This is a genomic window from Tenacibaculum aquaeponti, from assembly GCF_057221555.1.
This window is the reverse complement of the sequence record NZ_CM170147.1, coordinates 1,697,754-1,722,230: the sequence shown is the minus strand read 5'-3', so window position 1 is coordinate 1,722,230 and position 24,477 is coordinate 1,697,754. Positions and strand designations below refer to the sequence as shown.

The window sequence follows — 24,477 nt, the reverse complement described above, 5'->3', positions numbered from 1 at the left end:
TTTTTAATACTGTAGTTGAATAAACTTAAATCATAAATATGCTAAAAGATAAATACGATTATGTAATCATAGGAAGTGGTTTTGGAGGTTCGGTGAGTGCCTTACGATTAGCTCAAAAAGGTTATTCTGTTTTGGTAATCGAAAAAGGAAAATGGTTTAAATCAAAAGATTTTCCGAAAACAAACTGGAATCTAAAAAAGTGGCTTTGGGAACCTCGATTAAGGTTGTTTGGTTTTTTTAAAATGACGTATTTAAATCATGTAAGTATACTTTCTGGAGTTGGGGTTGGTGGTGGTTCTTTAACTTATGCTAATACGTTGCCTATTCCTAAAAAGGAGTTTTTTACCTCAGGAAGTTGGAATGGACTTAAAGATTGGGAAACAGAACTTGCACCGCATTATAAAGAAGCGTATCGAATGTTAGGTGCAGAAGAGAATCCATATTTCGGTCCAGCTGATCATTTAATCAAAGATTTGTCGAAAGATTTAGATAGAGAAGAACATTTTTCAACAACTAAAGTTGCAGTCCATTTTGGCAAACCTGGAGAAAAAGTAAAAGATCCATATTTTAACGGCGAAGGTCCAGATCGAGCTGCATGTAATTATTGCGGAGCTTGCATGACAGGTTGTAGATTCAATGCTAAAAATACGTTGGATAAAAACTATCTCTATTTTGCTCAAAAGCTAGGTGTAGAAATTATAGCGGAACATGAAGTGTTAGATGTGTTGCCTAAAAATAATGTGAATGGAAAATCTGGGTATGAAATTCATTTCAATAAAAGTACATCGAAATTTTCTAAAACAAAGAAAGTTGAAGCAAATGGAGTTGTATTTTCTGGTGGAGTTTTAGGAACAGTACCTTTACTGTTAAAATTGAAACAAAAGAAATCACTACCGAATCTATCTGAAATGGTTGGTGGAAATATTAGAACAAATAATGAGTCGTTATTATTACTAACATCAACAGAGAAGAAATCTAAAGATTATTCAAAAGGAATAGCAATAGGTTCGATTCTACATATCGATAAAAATAGTCATCTAGAACCTGTTCGTTATGGAAAAGGTTCTGGGTTTTTTAGAACACTAACAATTCCTTCAGTACAACATAAATATGCAATAGTTCGAATTTTAGGAGTTTTTGGAGTGTTGTTTAAATCACCTGTTCAGTTATTTCAAACAATATTTACAAAAGCCTACAGTAAACGAACAACAGTATTACTTTTTATGCAGACTTTAGATAGTACATTACGATTAAAATTAGGAAAAGTAACACAGTTGAAAACTGAAAAAGAATCTAACGAAGCACCAAGTGGTTTTATACCTGAAGCATCTAAATTGGCAAAAATATTAGGAGAAAAAGTTAAAGCGATTCCATTTTCGAATTTTGCAGATGTATTATTAGGAACTCCAACTACAGCTCATATTTTGGGTGGAGCAGTAATGGGGAAAACCCAACAAGAAGGAGTTATTGATAAAAACAATAAAGTCTTTGGTTACGAGAATATGTTTGTATGTGATGGATCGATGATTTCTGCAAATCCTGGAGTAAATCCTTCGTTGTCAATTACAGCTATTTCAGAATTAGCTATGTCTAAAATTCCAAATAAAATTGAAACTCAACTAACAAAATAAATAGTATTGAAAGCAAAACCGATTTTAGAAGAGTTTGAACTTCCTTGTGGAGTTATAATTAAAAATAGAATTGCAAAAGCAGCTATGACCGAGCGTTTAGCAAATAAAAAACAACACGCCACTAAAGCGATTGCTGATTTATATCAACATTGGTCTTCTAATGGAGCAGGATTATTAATTTCAGGAAATATTTTGGTAGATAAACGTTACAAAGAAGCTTCTGCAAATATTGTTCTAGAAGATGAAAGTGGTATTGCAGCTTTACAAGAAGTAACAAAAGTAGCAACGCAAAATAATACACATTTTTGGGCTCAAATTAATCATGCAGGTCGTCAATCGTCTATCTTTTCAACTTTCAAACCGATAGCTCCTTCTGCGATTCAGCTTAAAAAATTAATGCTGTTTGCTAAACCTAAAGCGATGTCTTTAGATGAAATTAAAGATGTTGAAAATCGTTTTGTAACCACTGCTGCTTTAGCAAAAAAATCAGGTTTTACAGGAGTGCAAATTCATGCTGCTCATGGGTATTTATTGAGTCAGTTTTTATCTCCAAAAACAAATAAAAGACAAGATGATTATGGAGGAGATATCGAAAATAGAGCAAGACTACTTTTTAATATTGTTAAACGAGTTCGTCAAACTTTAGGAGGTGATTTCCCCATCTCAGTTAAATTAAATAGCGCCGATTTTCAACGAGGTGGATTTAACGAAGAAGACGCAATGTTTGTAATTAAAAAGTTAGAGTATTTAAAGATAGATTTACTTGAAATATCTGGTGGAACTTATGAAAATATTGTCTTTCTAACAGAACGATACGAACGTGAATCAACATGTAAGAGAGAGGCTTATTTTCTTGATTTTGCAAAAAAAATCAAATCAGAAACAACACTACCAATAATGGTTACAGGTGGATTTCGATCTCAAAAGTTCTGTAATGATGTTTTAGCCAATAAAGAATTAAAAATGATCGGGTTTGCACGTCCATTTATTACTGATCTAAATTTTCCAAAGGCATTTCTAGAGGATGAGAATTATAGAGTAAGCGATGCTATTTTTGAGTTTAAAATTAAGAAAATGAAAGATTTTGCTGAAGCTGGTTTTTACGATTATCAAATACATCAATTAGCGAAAGGAAAATCATTAAAGCCAAACTATAATCCATATCTTGCCGTGTTAAGATTAACTAAGAATGAAATGGTAAAAGGTTGGTTTTAAGTTATGGGTAGAAAAGCAATAGATAGAGAAAGAAAACAACTGTCTAAAAAAGCAGAAGTTTGGGTTAAAGAGTTGTTTTACAAAGTGCAATATGAAAAACTTAATAAATTAACTTTAGATGATTTAGCAGCACTTATTCAAAAAAGTAAAAGTACAATCTATACTTATTTTAAAACTAAAGATGAGATCTATCAAACTATGGTAACTATGGTTTTGAATGATATTCAAGAAGTAGTTTTTGATGAGTTACCTAATGATTCCGACTTAGTCGTTTTGTATGAATCTATTTTATTAAAAATAAGTGATGCAATAGAAGGTATTTCAATTCATTTTTTAGATGAAATTCAAACTAATTTTCCGCAAATTTGGACTGAAATTAAAAGCATAACAGATAAAGTTTTAATTACTTTTTCTTTGATTTATGAAGAAGGTATGAAAACTGATGTTTTTACGAATTTGAATATTACTCTATTGTTAGCTATGGATAACGCTTTTATTATGAATATAATGACAGATCATGAGCGTTTTAAAGATGAAAACTTAAGCTTAAAAGATATTGTTTCACAATATTTACAGTTGAGAATTAAAGCTTTGACTAGTCCTAAATAACCGTTACAGTTATTTATTGATTAAATATATTAAACATCATCTAAATCTATAGCTTTAGATGATGTTTTTTTTCGATATGATTTTATCTTCATTTTATTTTGTTGATGTGCCTGGTTAGGAGTTTTAAAATGACATGACCAATGCGGTCTTTTAGAGTTATAAATAGTTATTGATTGCTTTACTATTTTCTTCATTATCTTAATATCTAGATTTGTGGTAGCAATAAAGAACTCTTGTTTTAAGATTCCATTAACCCGTTCAGCTATCGCATTTTGATATGGATCGTATGATTCTGTCATACTACATTTAATATTATGTTTTGATAAAATATTTTGATAGATGTTACTACAGTACTGCAATCCTCTATCTGAATGATGGATAAGTTCCTTCTCTGGATATACTCTATTTTTCATAGCTATCTCCAAGGCTTTTACCGTTGAGCTTACTTCTAAAGTTTTATCCAAATGATATCCTATGATTTTCTTAGAATATGCATCTGTAATTAATGATAAATACATAGGGTTCTTACGATTGCCTAAATATGTAATATCTGCTACCCATACTTGTTCTGGTCTATTTATTTCCAGATTTTCAATAAGATTAGTATGTTTTCTAAAACGATGATGAGAGTTGGTTGTAATGTGATAACTCTTTTGTCGTTTTATCAATAGTTTATTAGCTCGTAAAATATCAAATAATCGATCTCTTCCAACAGCTAAACTGCTTAATTCCTCCGAAAGAAGATAATACAGTTTTCTTGTCCCAATACTTGGTTGTTCCATTCTTACACGCTTAACCAATTCAACAACCTTATTGGCTATTGATTGAGATTTCTTAACTCTATAGTTAGCTCGATAATAGACCTGTCTGCTAAACCCAAGTAATTTACAGGTAGAAGAAATACTTTCTTTCTTTTGTAAAACAAACATATCAATTACTCGGTTTTGGAGTTTTTTCTAATAGGAATATTATACTCTTTCTCAGCTAAATCAATCATCATATCAAACAGTATCGCTTTCTTCTCTGATGCTGCTGCTTGAGCTTTTAAACGATTGTTTTGCTTTTCTAATTGACGTAATTTTTGCTCTAACTCTAATAATTTTTGTTCTGGTGATTTTGGCATATTAGATGGTGTTTGATCAGTCCAATCAAAGTTACCATATTTTCTCAACCATACTAAAACAGTACTTCTTCCTTGAATCCCATATTTAAGTTGAGCTTGTTTGTAGGTTAATTCGCCTTTTTCTACTTCCGATACAACCGAAAGTTTAAAACTCATCGTATAATCTTTCTGAGTACGTTTGCGGTAAATGTTGTCGTTCATAAGGTTACAAATTTGTGTAACGCTATTTCAGGACGAGACACTTTAACAAAATAAAAAAGGATCAAACGGCGTTTGATCCTTTTTTATATAATTGAAGTTTTTAATATGGGATAACAATTGCTCCCGAAAACTTTTCTTTAATTTTATTTAAAGCTCTATCAGCTTCTAATTTGGTGTTAAAACGACCAACTTTTACTTTCCATTCAGGCAATTCATAACTCATTTTTGGTTTTCCAAACTCAGAAAACTTCAACATAAAGTTATGTTTAATGTTTTTTGCACGTTGTTCGTTACCATTATACAACTGAATTCTATATCCAGTTCCATTCTTTTTATTGTACTTTCTTTTTTTAGCTAAGAGTGAATTAATACTTTGATCACTAGTGTAATTAGATTGTGAATGACCAATGCAAAATCCTAAAATTAAAAACAATATAAATGCTAAAATTTTACCGTTTATCATATTTCGTTTATAGTTTTTACAAAAGTAACGACTTGTCATCTAATAGATTGCTAAAATTATTTATTTAGAATCGATATAAATTGCAAATTAGGAATCTCTTAACATTTCACATTTTAAAGAGAAGTAGTAATTTTGTCCGAGTTTAAGCACCTGGTAATTTTTTACCACAAGTGTAAACGTTATACAAAATAGATACGAAATATATATTTTTATAGTATGAAAAGTGTGAATTATCACAGTAAACTTAGTCGAGTACTACTTAATAGCCTTACTTTCTTATTCGTTTTTTTAGTAAGTATTTCTATAAATGCTCAAGATGTCGATAAGGATCGACAAAAAGCTGGTAGAAAATTATTTAATGCAAATTGTGCTTCTTGTCACAAACTTAATAAGGATGCAACAGGTCCTGCTTTAGGAGGTGTTGAGAGTCGATTGGAGAATGCATGGTTAAAGAAGTGGATCCGTAACAATGCTCAGTTGAGAGCTTCAGGAGATGCTTATGCAAACGAGATTTATAACAAATGGAAGCAGTCAAATATGACAGCTTTTCCTCAGTTTAGTGATGAGCAAATTGATAATATTTTATATTATACGACTGTTGGTGACCCAATAAAGGATAAAGTTGTTATAGATAACAATGGAGGCGGTGATCAAGGAGGTTCTGCGCCAACATGGGTGCTGTGGATATTAGCTGCGGCTATTATCGTTGCTTTCTTAATTATTGCAAACTTACTTAAAACTGTAAGTGAATTAAAAGGTGCGCCTAAGACTCCAGGTTTAATGGGGCAAGCTGCAGAATTATGGGAAGGGATTAAAAAGAATACATTTTTACACGTGTTGTTTGTAATCTTCGGAGCATTAATTACTGCTTATGTGTTATTTGGTACTTTATTTAAAGTTGGTGTAGATCAAGGTTATCAGCCAGTACAGCCAATTTTATTCTCGCATAAAATTCACGCAGGAGATAATAAAATCGAATGTCAATACTGTCACTCTGCTGCTAAGCATAGTAAGCATTCAGGTATTCCTTCTTTAAATGTTTGTATGAACTGTCATAAAAACATTTCTGAAGTAGCTGAAGATACTAAAGTAGTATTAGAAGATGGAGGAAGAGTAGTTGGTAAAGCAGAATTAGATAAAGAAATCGCTAAAATCTACGAACATGTAGGTTGGGATGCAGAAAAATTAGAATATACTGGTGAGCAAAAGCCAATTGATTGGGTTAGAATTCACAACTTGCCAGATTTTGCATATTTTAACCACTCACAACACGTTACTGTTGCAGGTGTTAAATGTCAGAAATGTCACGGTCCAGTAGAAGAAATGGAAGAGTTGTATCAACATTCTCCATTAACTATGGGATGGTGTATCGATTGTCACAAGGAAACAAATGTTGACTTGAAGGGTAATGAATACTATGCTAAAATCCATAAGGAGTTAGCTGAGAAGTATGGTGTAGATAAAGTTACCATCGCTCAATTAGGTGGTAAAGAATGTGGTAAGTGTCATTACTAAAAATAATTAATTAAGAATTCTATAATTGAGAGTGTAAAAGCTCTCAATCATTTAATAAAAACAAATAAATGGCTTCAAACAAAAAATACTGGCAAAGTGTTGAAGAACTTAATGAAAGTTCAGTTGTTGAAACGTTACGTGGTAAAGAGTTTGTTCAAGAGCTTCCTACAGACGAGTTCTTAGGAGACAAAGAAACTCTTGAAAATTCTTCAACTTCTCGTAGAGATTTCTTGAAATATGTAGGTTTCACAACAGCAGCAGCTTCTTTAGCAGCATGTGAAGGTCCAGTAAGACAATCGATTCCTTATGTAGTTCAACCTAATGATATTGTAGTTGGTGTAGCAGACTGGTATGCAACAACAATTTCTGATGGTTTCGATTTTGCCAACGTATTAGTTAAAACTCGTGAAGGTCGTCCAATCCAAATTATGCCAAATAAAGAGGCAGGAGGAACTACTACAGCGAGAGTTCAGGCATCAGTTTTATCATTATATGATGAGAAATTAAGAGTTAAAGAACCTAGAAAAGGGGAAACTCAAGTTTCTTGGGCAGATGCAGACAAAGAAATTATAGCTAAGTTAGAAAGTTTAAAAGCTTCTAACGGATTAGTATATTTAATGACAGGTACTTTAGCAAGTCCGTCTACTGAAAAAGTGGTTGCAGATTTTATTGCTAAATATCCTAATGTAAAGCATGTTGTTTACGACGCAGTTTCAGAAAGTGGTACTGCTGATGCTTTCGAAGCAATGTATGGTAAACGTGCTTTACCGAATTACGATTTAAGTAAGGCAGAAGTAATCGCGTCTTTTGGAGCAGATTTCTTAGGTGACTGGCAAGGTGGTTACGAGAAGTCTTATATTGAAGGAAGACAAGTAGATTCTGGTAAGATGTCTTACCACGTGCAAATTGAAGCAAATATGTCTTTAGCTGGTGCAAATGCGGATAAGCGTTTAGTAGCTAAGCCATCAACTCAAATGCACGCTTTAGTTAATTTATATAATGCAATTACAGGTGGAAGTTTACCTTCTAAAGAAACTCCAATTGATGCAGAAATTAAAAAATTAGCTAAAGATTTAAAGAAGGCTGGTAAAAAAGCAGTTGTTCTTGCAGGTATTAATGATAAAAATGCACAAACTATTGCTTTAGCTATAAACAAAGCTTTAGGAAGTGTTGTAATTGATACTGAAAATGTAAATTTATTACGCCAAGGTAGCGATACTAAAGTTGCTGAGTTAATTAAAGATGTAACTTCTGGTAAAGCTAAAGGTTTAATTACTTATAATGTAAATCCAGCGTATTCTGTAGCTGGTTTTGGTGATGCAGTTAAAAAGTTAGGTTTCTCAGTTGCATTATCTACTCAAGATGATGAAACAGCAGCAACTACTCAATTTACTTTACCTACTCCTCACAACTTAGAAAGTTGGGGAGATGTTATGGCAACAGTAGGAAAGTATAGTTTAATGCAGCCAACAATTGCTCCATTATTCAATACGCGTCAAGTACAAGATGTTTTATTGAAGTGGACTGGAGCTACTAAAAATTATTATGATACTCTTAAAGAATTTTGGAGTACTAACATATTAAATGGTGCTTCTTGGAATCAAGCGTTACACGATGGATTCTTTGCAGCATCAGTACCAGTTGTAGATGCTGTTGAAGCTGTTATAGAAACTTCATCTACTGAAGAAGGAGATGAGACTAGCGTAGCAACTTCAGGTGTTTCTGTTTTAGAAGCAGCTAAAGCAATTGCTAAAGTTCAAGGTTCAGAATTCGAATTAAACTTATATACTTCAGTTGCTTTAGGAGATGGTAACCAAGCAAACAACCCTTGGTTACAAGAATTCCCAGATCCAATTACTCGTGCTTCTTGGGATAACTACTTAACAGTGTCTCCAGTAGATGCAAAAGCATTAGGGTTTAAGAATCCAGTAAAAGATAATGGAGCTATCGACGGTAATTTTGCAGAAGTTACTTTAGGAGGTCAAACATTAAAAGTTCCAGTAATTATTCAGCCAGGACAAGCAAAAGGTTCTGTAGGTTTAGCTTTAGGTTACGGTAGAACTCAAAACTTAAAAGAAGAAATGCAAGTTGGGGTAAATGCTTACCCATTATATCAAAACAGAAATAACGTTCAGTTAGGAGTATCTATTAAAAACGTTGGTGGATGGTATAAGTTTGCTTGCTTACAAGTTCAAAGTACTTTAGCTGGACGTCATGATATTTTAAGAGAAGCATCTTTAAAAGATGTTAATAATAAGTCTTTAGATCCTAAGCATACTTGGAATAAGCCTTTCATGGTTTCTTATGATCACCAAGAAACTGAAGGAAGTAAAATAGATTTATGGGATGAACATGATAGAAGTTTAGGTCATCACTTTAACTTATCTATCGATTTATCTTCATGTACAGGTTGTGGAGCATGTGTTATTGCATGTCATGCAGAAAACAACGTTCCAGTTGTAGGTAAAGATGAAGTACGTGTAGGTAGAGATATGCACTGGTTACGCATCGATCGTTATTATTCTTCAAAAGTTCAAGGAGATATGACTATCGACGAATTCAAAGCTGAATTCAAAGCTGAATTAGTTAAGAAATACGAAGGTCTTGGAAATAATCCAGAAGAGGCTAAAAAGAATGCTGAAACTGAATTTAAGAAGTTTGCAGATCAAGAGTTAGAAAGAAGATATGCTACAGAAGTTTTAGGATTAAGTAAAGGTAAGTTATTTGATGCTTTAGAAAATCCAGCAGATAACCCTCAGGTTACTTTCCAACCAATGATGTGTCAGCACTGTAATCACGCGCCTTGTGAAACAGTATGTCCAGTAGCAGCAACTTCTCACGGTCGTCAAGGTCAAAACCAAATGGCTTATAACCGTTGTGTAGGTACTCGTTATTGTGCAAACAACTGTCCTTACCGTGTACGTCGTTTCAACTGGTTCAACTATGCTGAGAACGAAGAATTCGACTTCAACATGAATAACGAATACGGAAAAATGGTGTTAAATCCAGATGTAGTTGTTCGTTCTCGTGGGGTTATGGAGAAATGTTCTATGTGTATCCAAATGACTCAAGCTACTATATTAAAAGCTAAGAGAGAAGGAAGAGCAGTGAAGAAAGATGAATTTCAAACTGCATGTTCTCAAGCTTGTTCTACAGGAGCAATGACTTTCGGAGATTTAAATAACTCTGAGGATACAGTGAGTAAATTAAAAGAAGATAGAAGAGCTTTCTACGTGTTAGATTACATTGGTACAAAACCAAACGTAGTGTATCAAGTGAAAGTAAGAAATACAAACGAAGCTTAACAATTAATATAAGTAAATAGATTATGTCGGGTCATTACGAATCGTCTTATAGAGAACCTTTAATATTAGGAGATAAAAGCTATCACGATATTACTGAGGATATAGCAAGACCAATTGAAGGTAAAGCCAACAAAAATTGGTACATCGCATTCTACATTTCTTTAGCAGCAATGTTATGGGGATTTGGATGTATTTTCTACACAGTAGGAACAGGTATTGGAGTATGGGGGCTTAGCAAGAATATTGGTTGGGCATGGGATATTACCAACTTTGTATGGTGGGTAGGTATCGGACACGCCGGAACATTAATTTCTGCGGTACTATTATTATTCCGTCAGAAATGGAGAATGGCAATTAACCGTTCTGCAGAGGCAATGACAATTTTTGCCGTATTCCAAGCAGGTTTATTCCCAATTATTCACATGGGGCGTCCATGGAATGGTTACTGGGTTTTACCTATTCCAAACCAATTTGGTTCTTTATGGGTAAACTTTAATTCACCACTTTTATGGGACGTATTTGCGATTTCTACATATTTATCGGTTTCATTAGTTTTCTGGTGGACTGGTTTATTACCTGATTTTGCCACTATACGTGATAGAGCTGTAAAACCTTTCCAAAAGAAGATTTATGCTTTATTATCTTTCGGATGGTCAGGTAGAGCAAAAGATTGGCAACGTTTTGAGGAAGTGTCTTTAGTATTAGCTGGTTTAGCTACTCCTTTAGTACTTTCGGTACATACGATTGTATCTTTTGACTTCGCAACTTCTGTAAACCCAGGTTGGCACTCAACAATCTTCCCTCCTTATTTCGTAGCAGGAGCAATCTTCTCTGGATTCGCTATGGTACAGACTTTATTAGGGGTTATGCGTAAAGTAACTAACTTAGAAGCATACATTACTCGTTTACATATCGAGTATATGAATATCGTAATTATTTTAACTGGTGGTATTGTAGCTGTAGCTTATGCAACAGAATTTTTCATTGCTTGGTATACAGGTTCACCTTATGAAAACTATACATATTTATCTTTTGGAGCAGAAGCTGGTGCTTATGGATGGGCTTTCTGGTCATTAATGATCTTCAATATCATTATACCTCAGATTTTATGGATAAAGAAATTAAGAAGAAGTTTCTTAGTATCTTTCCTAGTTTCTATCGCAATTAATATTGGAATGTGGTTCGAACGTTTTGATATTATTGCAATTGTATTAAGTAAAGGTCAGTTACCATCAACATGGTGGCGTTTTGAACCAACATTCGTTGACGTTGGTATATTTATTGGAACAATCGGATTCTTCTTTGTATTATTCTTATTATATGCAAGAACTTTCCCAGTAATTCCAACGGCTGAGGTTAAAACGATATTAAAGTCATCTGGAGAGAATTTCAAAAAACAAAGAGAGGAGAACAATGAGCACTAATAAAGTAATTCACGCATTATATAATGATGATGATATCTTAATGGATGCCGTTAAGAAAGTAAAAGGAGAACATCATCATATTGAAGAGGTTTATACACCTTTCCCAGTTCACGGACTAGATAAAGCATTAGGGTTAGCTCCTACTCGTTTAGCTATAACTGCATTTTTATATGGTATCACTGGTACTTCAGTTGCAGCTTGGTTAACTTGGTATACAATGATTGCAGATTGGCCTCAAGATATTGGAGGTAAACCAAGTTTTTCTTGGGCAGAGAACATGCCAGCTTTCGTGCCAATTTTATTTGAGTTAACAGTGTTTTTTGCAGCTCACTTAATGGTGATTACTTTCTACATGCGAAGTAGAATTTGGCCATTCAAAGAAGCTGAAAATCCAGATCCAAGAACTACTGATGACCATTTCTTAATGGAAATTCCAGTTCATAATAACGAAGAAGAGTTAACAGCATTATTAGAAACTACTGGTGCTGTAGAAATAAAAGTTGTAGATAAGCATTAATATAAGATTATGAAGAGTTTAAAAATAGTTATTACTTTATTAGTAGTTGCAGTATTTGCCTCTTGTAACAACAAGCGCAAGCCACAAGTACAGTATATGCCAGATATGTATGTTTCTGTACCTTATGATGCGAATGGTGCTTCATCTGCAGGTAAAGTTCCAGTAAATAGATTACCTGTTGCTGGTACAGTTAGTAGAAATGGTGTTGTAGCTTATGATATTCCAAATTCTAATGAAGGATATGAAAAAGCTAAAGCAGAATTAAAAAGTCCATTAAAGAAAGATGATGAGAACTTAGCTAATGGTAAAAAAATGTACGGTATCTACTGTGCAGTTTGTCATGGTACTAAAGGAGACGGAAATGGAATTTTAATGCAGAGAGAAAAATTCTTAGGTATTCCAAACTACAAGGATAGAGATATCACTGAAGGAAGTATTTATCATGTTTTAATGTATGGTAAAGGAGTAATGGGATCTCATTCTTCACAACTTACTTACAAAGAACGTTGGCAAGTTGTACAGTATGTTCAGAAATTAAGAAGCGAATTAAAAAAATAAGTCTATAATAGATAGTTAAGATATGTACCAGTTTTCAGGAAAATTAAAAATGCTTGCTATTGGTTTAATGGTATTAGGACTAATTGGAACTGCTATTAGTTTCATGAATACTCCTAAAACATTACAAGAAGCAAAAGACATTTTAGCGGAACAAGAAGTATCTCATCATGGAGGACATGGTGGAGGTCATGGTGAAGCAACAAAAGAGCACCATGTAGATGCAGATCATAAAACTGTAGAGCATAAAGAAGATGCTCATAAAGATGATCATAAAGAAGTAAAAGCTGATTCTACAGCACATACTAACAATCATAAAGAAACTAAATCTGATTCTACAGCACATAATGAAGAAGTAGCTCATTCTACAGATCATCATGAAGAAGCTGCTAATCATGCGGAAGATACACGTTTAACTGATAGTTTAAACGGACACGTTGCTGAAAAAGCACATGTTAATACATCTTCTCATGCAGGAGGCGAACATCATGCAGAAGCAGGTCATCATGGAGATGATCATGAAAAACATGCAGAGCATGCGTTTCACCAAATGCGAAACAAGCCATGGTCTGCTATTTACGTTTCTTTAATCTTCTTTTTAGGTATTTCTCTTTTAGTAATGGCTTTCTATGCAGCACAAAGAGTTGCTCATGCAGGTTGGTCTGTTGTATTATTTAGAGTAATGGAGGCTATTACAGCTAACTTACATTATGTAAGTGTTATCATGTTAATTTTTATCATTGTAACCGCAATGCACATGAACCACTTATTCCCATGGATGGCAGAAGGAGTTTTCGATCCTTTAAGTGAAAATTATGATCCAATCGTAGATGGGAAAAAATGGTTCATGAATTTACCAGGATGGGTAATGAGAAGTATTTTCTATTTACTAGTATGGAATGGATTCCGTTACTTCATTAGAAAGAAATCAATCGAGCAAGATAATGGAGATTTAGCTTTACACAAGAAAATTTATAATACATCTGTAGTTTTCATTTTATTATTTATGATTACTGAAAGTATGATGTCTTGGGATTGGATTATGGGAATAGACCCACACTGGTTCTCTACATTATTTGGATGGTATGTATTAGCTACATTATTAGTGTCTGCTTTAACAGTTATTTGTTTAGTTACGTTATATTTAAGATCTAAAGGTCATTTACCATTTGTTAATGATAGTCACATACACGATTTAGCTAAGTTTATGTTTGGTTTCTCTGTATTCTGGACTTACCTATGGTTTGCTCAGTTTATGTTAATATGGTATGCTGATATGCCAGAAGAAACAACATATTTTGCTTTACGTTTTAAAGAATATGTAGTTCCTTTCATTGGAATGATTGCATTAAACTTCATTTTCCCAATTTTATTATTAATCAATAGTGATTTTAAAACTGTGCCTTGGGTTATAGTTATTGCTGGAGTATTCATATTAGTAGGACACTATGTTGATTTATTTGTAATGATTATGCCAGGTACTGTTGGTGCTCAATGGGGATTCGGAATTGGTGAAATAAGTGCTTTCTTATTCTTCCTTGGATTATTCATCTTTGCTACATTTAACGCATTCGCTAAGGCTAATCCAGTAGTTAAAGGAAATCCATTTTTACATGAAAGTGAAATTCATCACTATTATATTATAGAACATAGAGGAGAAGATAACGCTCATCATTAATAACAAGAATTAAAAAAATAAGTATATAACTATGCTAGCTTTATTTTATATTTTCATTGCAGTAGCAGTAGGAGTAAGTTTTTGGCAAATCACCCGCGTAATGAATTTACGCAGTGTAATTGCTAATGATGACGATAATAATAAACAAGGAAAGATCGCTCTAGGGTTTATGGTGTTTTTGTACGCTATGATGATCTATTGCTTATTGGCAATGAATGTAATCATGTTACCTGAAAGTGCTTCGATTGAAGGAGAACACGATGATAGACTTTTCAATATCACTTTTATATTAATAGGAGTTGTTCAGTTTATCATGCAATTCTTAATTTTCTTCTTTACTTATAAGTACAGAGGAAATAAAGACAAGAAAGCTTTATTCTTTGCTGATAGTCACAAGTTAGAGTTAATTTGGACAGTGATTCCAGCAGTAACAATTGTATTATTAATTGGATACGGTTTATGGCAATGGAATAACATCATGTATGTTGGAGATGACGAGAATCCTATTGTTATTGAGGTGTATTCTCAACAATTCCGTTGGGATGCTCGTTACGCAGGAGCTGACAACGAGTTAGGTTTAGGTAACGTTAACTTTATCGATATCAACAAGACAAATACGATGGGAGTTGATATGTCTGATCCTAAAGCTCAAGACGATAAACAAGTAACAGAATTATATCTTCCAAAAGGAAAAAAGATATTATTTAAGTTCCGTTCACAAGATGTTTTACACTCGGCTTATATGCCTCACTTTAGAGCTCAAATGAACTGTGTACCTGGTATGGTAACTCAATTCTCTTTTACGCCTAAATTTACTACTGAGGAAATGCGTAAAAATCCAGAGGTTATCGCAAAGGCTAAAGGAATTAATAAGATCAGACAGGCGAAAGGTGAAGATCCTTATGTGTTTGATTATTTATTATTATGTAACAAGATTTGCGGAGCTTCACACTACAACATGCAAATGAAAATTACAGTTGTAGAAGAAGAAGACTACAAAAAGTGGTTAGGAGAGCAAAAAACATTAGCTCAAAGAATTCAATAAGATTTTAAGTAAAAATTTATTAAGAAAAAATAAATTATGTCAGGAGAACATCACCATCACAAAGAAACATTTGTAACAAAGTACATTTTTAGTACTGATCACAAGATGATTTCGAAGCAATTTCTGATCACAGGGATGTTTATGGGTATCATTGGAGTATTTATGTCAATGTTATTCCGTTTGCAAATTGCATGGCCAGAAAAATCGTTTTCTATAATTACAGCATTTTTAGGAGATCACCAACAAACTGACGGTGTAATGAATGCAGATACTTATCTAGCATTAGTTACAATACATGGTACTATTATGGTATTCTTTGTATTAACTGCAGGTTTAAGTGGAACGTTCTCTAATTTATTAATTCCATTACAGATTGGAGCAAGAGATATGGCATCAGGTTTTTTAAACATGGTATCATATTGGTTATTCTTTTTGTCTTCTGTAGTAATGGTTGTGTCTTTATTTGTTGAAGCTGGACCAGCATCAGCAGGTTGGACTATTTATCCGCCGTTATCAGCTTTAAAACAAGCGATTCCAGGTTCAGGTTTAGGTATGACTTTATGGTTAGTATCTATGGCGATATTCATTGCATCATCGTTAATAGGATCTCTTAACTATATTGTTACTGTATTAAACTTAAGAACAAAAGGAATGAAGATGACAAGATTACCATTAACAATGTGGGCGTTCTTTGTAACAGCTATTATTGGTGTAATCTCTTTCCCAGTTCTTTTATCTGCGGCATTATTATTAATATTCGATAGAAGTTTCGGAACTTCTTTCTACTTATCAGATATATTTATTTCAGGTGAAGTATTACATTATCAAGGAGGTTCTCCAGTATTATTTGAGCACTTATTCTGGTTCTTAGGTCACCCTGAAGTATATATCATTTTATTACCAGCATTAGGTATTTCATCAGAAGTAATTTCTACAAATGCTAGAAAGCCTATCTTCGGATACCGCGCAATGATTGGTTCTATTTTAGGTATTGCATTCTTATCAACAATCGTATGGGGTCACCATATGTTTATCTCAGGAATGAATCCATTCTTAGGATCTGTATTTACATTCACAACGGTATTAATTGCAATTCCATCAGCAGTAAAAGCATTTAACTATGTAACTACTTTATGGAAAGGTAACTTACAATTAAATCCTGCAATGTTATTCTCTATCGGATTAGTTTCTACATTCGTTACAGGAGGTTTAACAGGATTAGTATTAGGAGATTCTGCTTTAGATATTAACGTACACGATACATATTTCGTAGTAGCTCACTTCCACTTAGTAATGGGTGTATCTGCTTTATTCGGAATGTTTGCTGGTGTTTACCACTGGTATCCAAAAATGTATGGTAGAATGATGAATAAAGTAATGGGATATTGGCATTTCTGGTTAACTATTATATCTGCATATGGAGTATTTTTCCCAATGCACTTTATAGGGTTAGCTGGTTTACCAAGACGTTATTATACAAATACAAACTTCCCAATGTTCGACGATTTAACAGACATAAACGTATTTATGACTGTTATGGCAATCATTGGAGGTGTGGCTCAGTTAATTTTCTTAGCAAACTTCTTTATTTCTATGTATAGAGGTCAAAAAGCTACACAAAATCCATGGAAATCTAATACTTTAGAATGGACTACTCCAGTAGAACATATTCATGGAAACTGGCCAGGGAAAATTCCAGAAGTTCATAGATGGGCTTACGACTATAGTAAAGTTGATGATAACGGAAACTATATTCATGGAGAAGATTTCGTTTTACAAACAGTACCTTTAAAAGACGGTGAAGAACCATCTTAAAAAGTGTGAAATATAAAAACCAAAAGCCTTTCAATTATGAAAGGCTTTTTTGTTATCCATATTAATACTAATAAGTATATTAGCAGTACTGAATTTGATTTTAATGTATGAATGAGCATTTAAACCCTGAAAACACTAATTATTCTCATGAAGAAATGGACGTAGAAAAGAAACTACGCCCACTCTCTTTTGATGATTTTACAGGTCAAGATCAAGCCTTAGAAAATCTTAGAATTTTCGTTGAAGCAGCTAATCAAAGAGATGAAGCTTTAGATCACACCTTATTTCATGGTCCTCCTGGTTTAGGAAAAACTACTTTAGCACACATCCTAGCTAATGAACTTGGAGTTGGAATTAAAGTTACTTCAGGTCCTGTTTTAGATAAACCTGGTGATTTAGCTGGTTTACTTACAAATTTAGATGAACGAGATGTGCTATTTATTGATGAAATCCATCGATTAAGTCCGATTGTAGAAGAGTATTTATATTCTGCAATGGAAGACTATAAAATAGATATAATGATTGAATCTGGGCCAAATGCAAGAACAGTTCAGATTAATTTAGAACCATTTACTTTAGTTGGCGCAACAACTAGATCAGGATTACTAACAGCTCCAATGAGAGCTCGTTTTGGAATTAGTAGTCGTTTGCATTATTATTCTACGGAATTATTAACTACTATTATCCAAAGAAGTTCAGCAATTTTAGGCGTACCAATTTCAATGGAAGCTGCAATAGAAATTGCTGGTAGAAGTAGAGGAACACCTCGTATTGCAAATGCACTATTGAGAAGAGTACGTGATTTTGCACAAATTAAAGGAGATGGTAATATCACAATAGAGATAGCAAAATATGCATTAAAGGCATTAAATGTTGATGCGCATGGTTTAGATGAAATGGATAATAAAATTTTGTCTACTATTATTGATAAGTTTAAAGGCGGACCTGTAGGTATTACTACATTAGCAACTGCAGTTGCAGAAAATGCAGAAACTATTGAAGAAGTTTATGAACCTTTTTTAATTCAACAAGGTTTTATTATGCGAACTCCTAGAGGTAGAGAAGTGACAGATTTAGCTTATAAACATCTAGGAAGAATAAAAGGAACTAGTCAAGGAGAATTATTTTAAGTGAAAATACAAAAAATCATCCCTCTTTTAGAGTGGTTACCAAAGTACAAGAAATCTCAGTTTAAAGGAGATGTTGTTGCTGGTTTAACAGTAGCAACAGTTTTAATACCACAAGGTATTGCTTATGCTCTGATTGCAGGTTTACCACCAATTTACGGATTGTATTCAGCTTTAATTCCTCAAGTGATTTATGCGATATTCGGTTCTTCAAGGCAAGTAGCCATTGGTCCAGTTGCGACTGATTCATTAATAGTTGCTGCTAGTATATCTACAATAGCACTTATGGGATCTGAAAGTTATATTGCTATAGCAATTTTTTTAGCCTTATTAGTAGGTAGTATCCAGTTCTTAATGGGAGTTTTTCGCTTAGGTTTTATTGTTAATTTTTTATCAAGACCAGTAATTACAGGGTTTACTTCAGCAGTTGCCATAACAATAGGTTTAAATCAATTCAAAAATTTCTTTGGTGTAGATTTTCTACAAAGTGATCAAATTCATGTTTTACTTGAAGATATATTAAGTAGAATTACTGAACTCGAAACAAAAACAACTACTATTGGAATTGTCACAAGTATTATTATCATTGTATTAAGAAGAATTAATAAAAAAATACCAAACGCTTTAATAGTAGTCGTTTTAGGAATTGTTTTAATGTATGCTTTTAAAACTTTTTTCTTTGGAGTTGCTATTGTTGAGAGTATTCCTTCAGGTTTACCAAGTTTTGCAGTACCTGAGTTAAATTTTGGCTTAGTAAGAGAGTTATTACCAATGGCGTTTACTTTAGTAATGGTAGGTTATTTGGAAACAATTTCTATTGGTAAATATTTAGAAGCTCAACAAGATGAATATAAAATAGATCCTAACCAAGAATTAATAGCATTAGGATTAAGTAATATTTTTGGTTCATTCTTTAAATCGTATCCATCAACATCTAGCTTTTCTAGATCGGCAATTAATTTTGATGCTGGAGCAAGAACAGGAATAGCTGCATTTATTTCAGCAGGTTTAGTTGTACTTACTCTTTTATACCTAACACCAGTATTTTATTATTTACCCAAAACAGTTTTAGCTGCTATTATAATTGTAGCAGTTTTTAGATTGGTAAATGTTAAGGAAGCTCGATTTTTATGGAAGGCAAATATTCTTGATTTTTGGTTACTCATTGCTACCTTTTTTGCTACATTATTTTTCGGTATAGACTATGGTATTTTAATTGGAGTAAGTTTATCTTTAATTGTTTTGATTTTTAGAACATCTAGACCTAATGTAGTGGAATTAGGAAAAGTACCAGATTCCGATTTTTATAGAAACAAAAACAGATTTAAGGAAGTTATTTTAGATAATGAAGTTCTTGTGTTTCGTTTCGATGCTCAAATTTTTTATGCTAATGCAAGTTATTTTAGAGAACGATTAGAGTATATGGTAAAAGAAAAAGGAGAAGAATTGAAATTAATTGTTCTAGATGCGGAGAGTATTAATAGAGTAGATAGTACAGGAATTGAAATGTTAAAACAACAAATTCAATTCTATATGAAAAAAGAAATAACATTTTATCTTGCAGGTGTAAAAGGACCGGTAAGAGATGATTTATTTAGAGGCGGTTTATTAGAAATTATAAATTTAGATCACTTTTTTATGCGTGTTAATGGCGCAGTAACATTTTTTAAAACAGGAGACAATACAAATCAAAAAAAATACGCTCAGTACATTCATCAAGCGTACAAATAAAAGACATTGAATTATGAAGATTGAACAAATTTATACGAACTGTTTATCACAAGGAACATATTATATTGAAAGTAATGGAGAAGTCGCTATTATAGATCCATTACGAGAAGTACAACAGTATATCGATAAAGCAGAAAAGAATGGAGCTGTTATTAAGTATATTTTCGAAACACATTTTCATGCCGACTTTGTTAGTGGACATATAACACTTGCTGAAAAAACGGGAGCAACAATTGTATATGGTCCAACAGCAATCACTAATTTTGAAGCACATATAGCTAAAGATTCTGAGGTGTTTAAAGTAGGGGATATTAAAATTATAGCATTGCATACTCCAGGTCATACAATGGAGAGTACTACTTATTTACTAAAAGATGAAAATGATAATGATTATGCGATTTTTAGTGGAGATACATTATTTATTGGAGATGTAGGAAGACCAGATTTAGCTCAGAAAGGTGATATAACAAAAGAAGATTTAGCAGGTTATCTTTATGACAGTTTACGAACTAAAATAATGCCATTACACGACAATGTAATTGTTTATCCAGCACATGGAGCTGGTTCTGCATGTGGAAAGCATTTAAGTAAGGAAACTGTTAGTACTATAGGAAATCAAAAGAAAACAAATTATGCTTTAAGAGCAGATATGACTAAACAAGAATTTGTAAAAGAAGTTACTGATGGTTTATTACCTCCACCAGAATATTTTCCTTTAAATGTTAAACTTAATAAAGAAGGTTACGATTCTATTGATGATATTATAGAAAAAGGAACAAAAGCCCTTTCGATAGAAAAGTTTGAGTATATAGCAAATAAATATGAAGCTTTAATTTTAGATGTAAGACATCAATCTGATTTTATAAAAGGATTTATACCTCAATCAATTTTTATTGGTTTAAATGGATCTTTTGCGCCTTGGGTTGGAGCATTAATACGTGATACCGAACAACCAATTGTTTTAGTTACACCAGAAGGTAAAGAAGAAGAAACAATTACAAGACTAGCCAGAGTAGGTTTTGATAATGTTTTAGGATATCTGGAAGGAAGTTTTAATAGCTGGAAGAAAGCTAATAAAGATTTCGACACGTTACGTTCTGTTTCTGCAAGTTATTTAGAGAAAAAAATTCAAGAGAATGTAACTGTTTTTGATGTTAGAAAACCAGGTGAATATAATTCAGATCATATAAAAGATGTCGAAAACACACCATTAGATTATTTAAATGATTATATTAGTGTGTTTCCAAACGCTAACGATTTTTATATTCATTGTGCAGGTGGATATCGTTCAGTTATAGCTGCTTCAATATTAAAATCTAGAGGATTTCATAATGTGATAGATGTAGCAGGAGGTTATAAAGCGATTAAAGAAACCAATATTCAAAGAGAGCAATCGTTATGTGTTTCAAAGTAATTGAAACATGAGAAAATTCATTTTAGGGTTAATCGGGATTTGCATTTTATTTTCTTGCGCGAATAGTAATGAAAATGTAAAGACTATTACCGTAGATGATTTAAAACTCAAAATACGAGAAGATAAAAACATCCAGATTTTAGATGTACGAACTTCTTCAGAAACTTCCGACGGTGTTATTTTTAATGCTATTCAAGTAAATTTAATTTTTAATAGTTTTGAAACTAGGAGTATAGATGTTCTTAATAAAGATAAACCAGTGTATGTATATTGTCGATCTGGTAGGAGAAGTAAAATTGCTGCTGGTATTTTAGCAGACAATGGTTACGATGTATATAATGTTAAAGGTGGTTATGTTGCTTGGGAAAAAGCATTAAAAAATAATTAAGAAAAAACCGAGTGAATTCACTCGGTTTTTTTATTGTTTAGAACTTTAATGTTGCTCCAATTAAAAAGTTTCTAGTTGCTTGTGGATAAAACCCTGCGCCGTCAACTGTAGTTGTAACTCCTGGATTTGACCATGTATCATCAAAGAAGAAATAATATCCTCTATCGACATATTCTCTATCAAAAATATTATTTACTAATCCTGTTAAAACTATAGAATCAAAAATCTTATTAGTTTTTATTTCATAAACAACGTTTAAATCACTCGTAAAATAACTATCTAGTCTTTCATTATCAGAAATTCTTCCGCTTAAATTTCCCATGAATTGTTCTCCTACAAATTTTGATAAAAATGAAATCTGTAAATTTTCAATAGGTTTATAGTTTAAAGCGTTACCAACAATTACATTTGGAGAAAAAGAAATATCTGTGTTTCCTAAGTTTTCTATAGAACCATCGATAGGAACTCTAAAATCACGATTCTTATTAGCACTAAAAGCTACATTTGGTTGTATCGATAAAAAGTCAGTTAAAATTACACTAGCATCTATTTCTAAACCTAATCTATAGCTACTTCCACTAGTTTCTCTAAGTGGCTCACCAACATTGTTAATTGCTCCCGATAATACCAATTGATTTTTATAATCCATGTAGTATACATTTGTATTAACTTTAATACTACCTGTATTTAATCTCCAACCTAATTCGAAATCATCTAAAGTTTCATGTTGTGAATTACCTCCTTCAAAATCGTTTCTATTTGGTTCTCTGTTAGCTCTTGCATAAGATGCATAAAGACTATTATTATCGTTTACTTGATATGTTAAACCTAATTTCGGATTGAAAAAATTAAAATCTTTGTTAACATCTAATGGATCACGATCAGAAGTTAATCCGTTTGTTCTGTAGCTAACAAATCTTCCTTGTAAATCAACATAAGCATTAAATTTATCATTTATATTAATGTTAGCTTTTACAAAAGAACTTAAGTCGTGCTTTTTAGCATTACTAAAATAATAACGATCACGAATATTAGTATCTGGAGCTAAATCACTTCCCCAGATTATTTCTCCATAATGATCGTTGCTATAATTACTATAAGATCCTCCAGCAATAATTTCTAATCCTTTTAATGTATAAGTTGCAGAAGCATTAACTACATAAAAATGATTATCTAACCATCTACGAACAATTACATCACTATTGTCAGCAATAAGATTATTAAAATCAGCAGCATCCTCATCTTCTTTAAACTGCTCAAAATATCCTTTACCACGTGTGTAGTTTAAACCAATATTTGTTGAAATTTTATCGCTAAATTTTTCATTCCAATGTAGCTGATAATGATCTTGCCAATAATTATCAGTTTCGTTATCGTATAAGTAATGATTATACCTTCTGTCAGAATTTCTAATGTTTTCTGTTTGTTCAGGAGTTAATTCATTATTTATAATAAAATCTTCAATTCCTTGTTGATCTCCAGTTAATCTTACTTCTGGTGTTCCATACCAAGCCTGATAAGTTTTTTCATTTCCACCAAAAACAATAGCTTTTATTAAAGTATTATTATCAATATAACTTCCTTGTAAAAAGTAAGATTTTAAATCTGTAGAAGCTCTATCGATATAACCATCTGAATATATGTTAGATAATCGTCCAGATAACTCAAAGTGATCATTTAATAAACCAGTAGTAAACTTTACAGTATGTTTTCTAGTACCAAAAGATCCAAATGAATTTGATACTTCACCACCAGCTTCTTCAGAAATAGCGTCAGTTAAAATATTTAAGCTAGCTCCGAATGCTCCAGAACCATTTGTAGATGTTCCAACACCTCTTTGTAATTGTAAACTTTGTGTTGAAGAAGCAAAATCACCTAAGTTTACCCAAAATGTACCTTGACTTTCAGCATCATTATACGGAATTCCGTTAATTGTTACATTAATTCTAGAAGCATCAGAACCACGAACTCTCATATATGTATATCCAACTCCAGCTCCAGCATCAGAGGAAGAAATTACAGAAGGCAAATAGTTTAACAAAACTGGAATATCCTGACCTAAATTACGTTTTTCTATTTCTTTTTTACTTACATTAGAATAAGTCATAGGAGTTTCTTCTTTAGCTCTAATGGAAGAAACTAAAACTTCATCTAAAACATTTTCTTCTGAAGTAAGTTGAATAACTAAATCTTTTGAGTTAGTAGAGATTTTCTTTTTAATAGTTCTGTATCCTAAATAAGAAACTTCAAATAAATACTTTCCTTCAGGTAATTTAATTTTAAAATTTCCATCAGCATCTGTTGTAGATCCTTTCTTAAGTTCACGAATAATTACTGTGGCACCAATTAATGGTTTTTTTGAATCGTCTACTACTTTACCTGATAACACTACAGATTGAGCTTGAACTGATAATGAGATTGAAAAAAATAAAAGAGGTACTAATATCTTCACTCTTTTACAAATGGTTAAAAATTTCATTTTAAATGAAGAATAAAAAGAGGTAATTATTCTATTGTATAATTTTGAATAATTAATTCATAAACACCGTTGTAAAAAGGCATAATTTATTAGCCTTAATTCTCTAGTGTGTTTTTCCCTAAACAGCATTACCTGTTCTAGGTTCAATGGGTATGATCTCAGCCTGAATTTAATTATGATTTTTATAATTCGTAATTAAAAACATGGCACCCCTTTGTGAGAACGCAACAAAGGTAAGTTGG

Annotated in this window: 18 protein-coding genes; 15 read left to right on the top strand and 3 right to left on the bottom strand. The window is 32.5% G+C overall.

The annotated features are described in order from the left end of the window. Positions 1-38: 38 nt before the first annotated feature. Genes AC2TEO_RS07615 through AC2TEO_RS07605 form a run of 3 tightly spaced genes read left to right on the top strand, consistent with a single transcriptional unit; the run spans position 39 to position 3,455 of the window. The gene (locus AC2TEO_RS07615) at positions 39-1,631 is read left to right on the top strand and encodes a GMC oxidoreductase (protein ID WP_442267531.1); all 1,593 of its coding nucleotides are present in this window, start codon (positions 39-41) and stop codon (positions 1,629-1,631) included. A gap of 6 nt (positions 1,632-1,637) precedes the next feature. Beyond that, positions 1,638-2,846 carry an NADH:flavin oxidoreductase/NADH oxidase family protein gene (locus AC2TEO_RS07610; protein ID WP_442267530.1) on the top strand — a complete coding sequence of 403 codons (1,209 nt, stop codon included), beginning with the start codon at positions 1,638-1,640 and terminating at the stop codon, positions 2,844-2,846. Between the two features lie 3 nt (positions 2,847-2,849). After that, complete coding sequence (locus AC2TEO_RS07605) at positions 2,850-3,455, top strand: TetR/AcrR family transcriptional regulator (RefSeq protein ID WP_442267529.1); 606 nt, start codon at positions 2,850-2,852, stop codon at positions 3,453-3,455. Between the two features lie 29 nt (positions 3,456-3,484). On the opposite strand, the gene AC2TEO_RS07600 is transcribed toward AC2TEO_RS07605, so the two are convergent. Continuing rightward, positions 3,485-4,779, bottom strand: a protein-coding gene (locus tag AC2TEO_RS07600; protein ID WP_442265835.1) for an IS3 family transposase whose coding sequence is annotated in 2 segments (ribosomal slippage) — positions 3,485-4,413 and positions 4,413-4,779 — 1,296 coding nt in all. Because the reading frame shifts where the segments join, the coding sequence is not laid out codon by codon here. A 100-nt stretch (positions 4,780-4,879) separates the two neighbouring features. Continuing rightward, a complete protein-coding gene (locus tag AC2TEO_RS07595; RefSeq protein ID WP_299682470.1) occupies positions 4,880-5,242 on the bottom strand; it encodes an SPOR domain-containing protein in 363 nt (120 codons plus the stop codon). A 216-nt stretch (positions 5,243-5,458) separates the two neighbouring features. On the opposite strand from AC2TEO_RS07595, the gene AC2TEO_RS07590 reads away from it, so the two are divergent. The 12 genes from AC2TEO_RS07590 to AC2TEO_RS07535 all read left to right on the top strand — a co-directional run bounded on the left by AC2TEO_RS07590 (position 5,459) and on the right by AC2TEO_RS07535 (position 21,756). Beyond that, entirely contained in the window at positions 5,459-6,757 is a 1,299-nt protein-coding gene (locus AC2TEO_RS07590; RefSeq protein WP_442267528.1) for a c-type cytochrome, read from the top strand. A 68-nt stretch (positions 6,758-6,825) separates the two neighbouring features. After that, positions 6,826-10,062: a TAT-variant-translocated molybdopterin oxidoreductase gene (locus AC2TEO_RS07585; protein ID WP_442267527.1), complete on the top strand. Its 3,237-nt coding sequence runs from the start codon at positions 6,826-6,828 to the stop codon at positions 10,060-10,062. A 23-nt stretch (positions 10,063-10,085) separates the two neighbouring features. Then, positions 10,086-11,486 (top strand): NrfD/PsrC family molybdoenzyme membrane anchor subunit, encoded by a 1,401-nt coding sequence (gene nrfD, locus AC2TEO_RS07580; RefSeq protein WP_299682481.1) that lies wholly within the window; start codon positions 10,086-10,088, stop codon positions 11,484-11,486. Then, positions 11,476-12,003: a DUF3341 domain-containing protein gene (locus AC2TEO_RS07575; RefSeq protein WP_442267526.1), complete on the top strand. Its 528-nt coding sequence runs from the start codon at positions 11,476-11,478 to the stop codon at positions 12,001-12,003. Before nrfD ends, AC2TEO_RS07575 begins: the two co-directional genes overlap by 11 nt. Positions 12,004-12,012: 9 nt before the next feature. Next, on the top strand, positions 12,013-12,561 hold the full coding sequence (locus AC2TEO_RS07570) for a c-type cytochrome (protein WP_442267525.1): 549 nt from the start codon (positions 12,013-12,015) through the stop codon (positions 12,559-12,561). A gap of 22 nt (positions 12,562-12,583) precedes the next feature. Then, a complete protein-coding gene (locus AC2TEO_RS07565; RefSeq protein WP_442267524.1) occupies positions 12,584-14,236 on the top strand; it encodes a quinol:cytochrome C oxidoreductase in 1,653 nt (550 codons plus the stop codon). 31 nt (positions 14,237-14,267) lie between these two features. Further along, the gene (locus tag AC2TEO_RS07560; RefSeq protein ID WP_442267523.1) at positions 14,268-15,281 is read left to right on the top strand and encodes a cytochrome c oxidase subunit II; all 1,014 of its coding nucleotides are present in this window, start codon (positions 14,268-14,270) and stop codon (positions 15,279-15,281) included. 36 nt (positions 15,282-15,317) lie between these two features. Next, positions 15,318-17,096 (top strand): cytochrome c oxidase subunit I, encoded by a 1,779-nt coding sequence (locus AC2TEO_RS07555; RefSeq protein WP_442267522.1) that lies wholly within the window; start codon positions 15,318-15,320, stop codon positions 17,094-17,096. Between the two features lie 107 nt (positions 17,097-17,203). Continuing rightward, on the top strand, positions 17,204-18,226 hold the full coding sequence (gene ruvB, locus AC2TEO_RS07550; protein WP_095069644.1) for a Holliday junction branch migration DNA helicase RuvB: 1,023 nt from the start codon (positions 17,204-17,206) through the stop codon (positions 18,224-18,226). Then, positions 18,227-19,954 (top strand): SulP family inorganic anion transporter, encoded by a 1,728-nt coding sequence (locus AC2TEO_RS07545; RefSeq protein ID WP_442267521.1) that lies wholly within the window; start codon positions 18,227-18,229, stop codon positions 19,952-19,954. A 13-nt stretch (positions 19,955-19,967) separates the two neighbouring features. Further along, on the top strand, positions 19,968-21,368 hold the full coding sequence (locus AC2TEO_RS07540) for an MBL fold metallo-hydrolase (protein WP_442267520.1): 1,401 nt from the start codon (positions 19,968-19,970) through the stop codon (positions 21,366-21,368). Positions 21,369-21,375: 7 nt separating this feature from the next. Beyond that, a complete protein-coding gene (locus AC2TEO_RS07535; RefSeq protein WP_442267519.1) occupies positions 21,376-21,756 on the top strand; it encodes a rhodanese-like domain-containing protein in 381 nt (126 codons plus the stop codon). A gap of 37 nt (positions 21,757-21,793) precedes the next feature. On the opposite strand, the gene AC2TEO_RS07530 is transcribed toward AC2TEO_RS07535, so the two are convergent. Next, complete coding sequence (locus AC2TEO_RS07530) at positions 21,794-24,208, bottom strand: TonB-dependent receptor (protein ID WP_442267518.1); 2,415 nt, start codon at positions 24,206-24,208, stop codon at positions 21,794-21,796. Positions 24,209-24,477: the final 269 nt, after the last annotated feature.

What these genes read in the sequence shown, in the direction of transcription:
- AC2TEO_RS07590 (WP_442267528.1), top strand. Translation starts at nt 5,459, where the DNA reads ATGAAAAGTGTGAATTATCACAGTAAACTTAGTCGAGTACTACTTAAT.
- AC2TEO_RS07535 (WP_442267519.1), top strand. Translation starts at nt 21,376, where the DNA reads ATGAGAAAATTCATTTTAGGGTTAATCGGGATTTGCATTTTATTTTCT.
- AC2TEO_RS07575 (WP_442267526.1), top strand. Translation starts at nt 11,476, where the DNA reads ATGAGCACTAATAAAGTAATTCACGCATTATATAATGATGATGATATC.
- AC2TEO_RS07540 (WP_442267520.1), top strand. Translation starts at nt 19,968, where the DNA reads ATGAAGATTGAACAAATTTATACGAACTGTTTATCACAAGGAACATAT.
- AC2TEO_RS07565 (WP_442267524.1), top strand. Translation starts at nt 12,584, where the DNA reads ATGTACCAGTTTTCAGGAAAATTAAAAATGCTTGCTATTGGTTTAATG.
- ruvB (WP_095069644.1), top strand. Translation starts at nt 17,204, where the DNA reads ATGAATGAGCATTTAAACCCTGAAAACACTAATTATTCTCATGAAGAA.
- AC2TEO_RS07605 (WP_442267529.1), top strand. Translation starts at nt 2,850, where the DNA reads ATGGGTAGAAAAGCAATAGATAGAGAAAGAAAACAACTGTCTAAAAAA.
- AC2TEO_RS07615 (WP_442267531.1), top strand. Translation starts at nt 39, where the DNA reads ATGCTAAAAGATAAATACGATTATGTAATCATAGGAAGTGGTTTTGGA.
- AC2TEO_RS07585 (WP_442267527.1), top strand. Translation starts at nt 6,826, where the DNA reads ATGGCTTCAAACAAAAAATACTGGCAAAGTGTTGAAGAACTTAATGAA.
- AC2TEO_RS07555 (WP_442267522.1), top strand. Translation starts at nt 15,318, where the DNA reads ATGTCAGGAGAACATCACCATCACAAAGAAACATTTGTAACAAAGTAC.
- nrfD (WP_299682481.1), top strand. Translation starts at nt 10,086, where the DNA reads ATGTCGGGTCATTACGAATCGTCTTATAGAGAACCTTTAATATTAGGA.
- AC2TEO_RS07560 (WP_442267523.1), top strand. Translation starts at nt 14,268, where the DNA reads ATGCTAGCTTTATTTTATATTTTCATTGCAGTAGCAGTAGGAGTAAGT.
- AC2TEO_RS07570 (WP_442267525.1), top strand. Translation starts at nt 12,013, where the DNA reads ATGAAGAGTTTAAAAATAGTTATTACTTTATTAGTAGTTGCAGTATTT.
- AC2TEO_RS07595 (WP_299682470.1), bottom strand. Translation starts at nt 5,242, where the DNA reads ATGATAAACGGTAAAATTTTAGCATTTATATTGTTTTTAATTTTAGGA.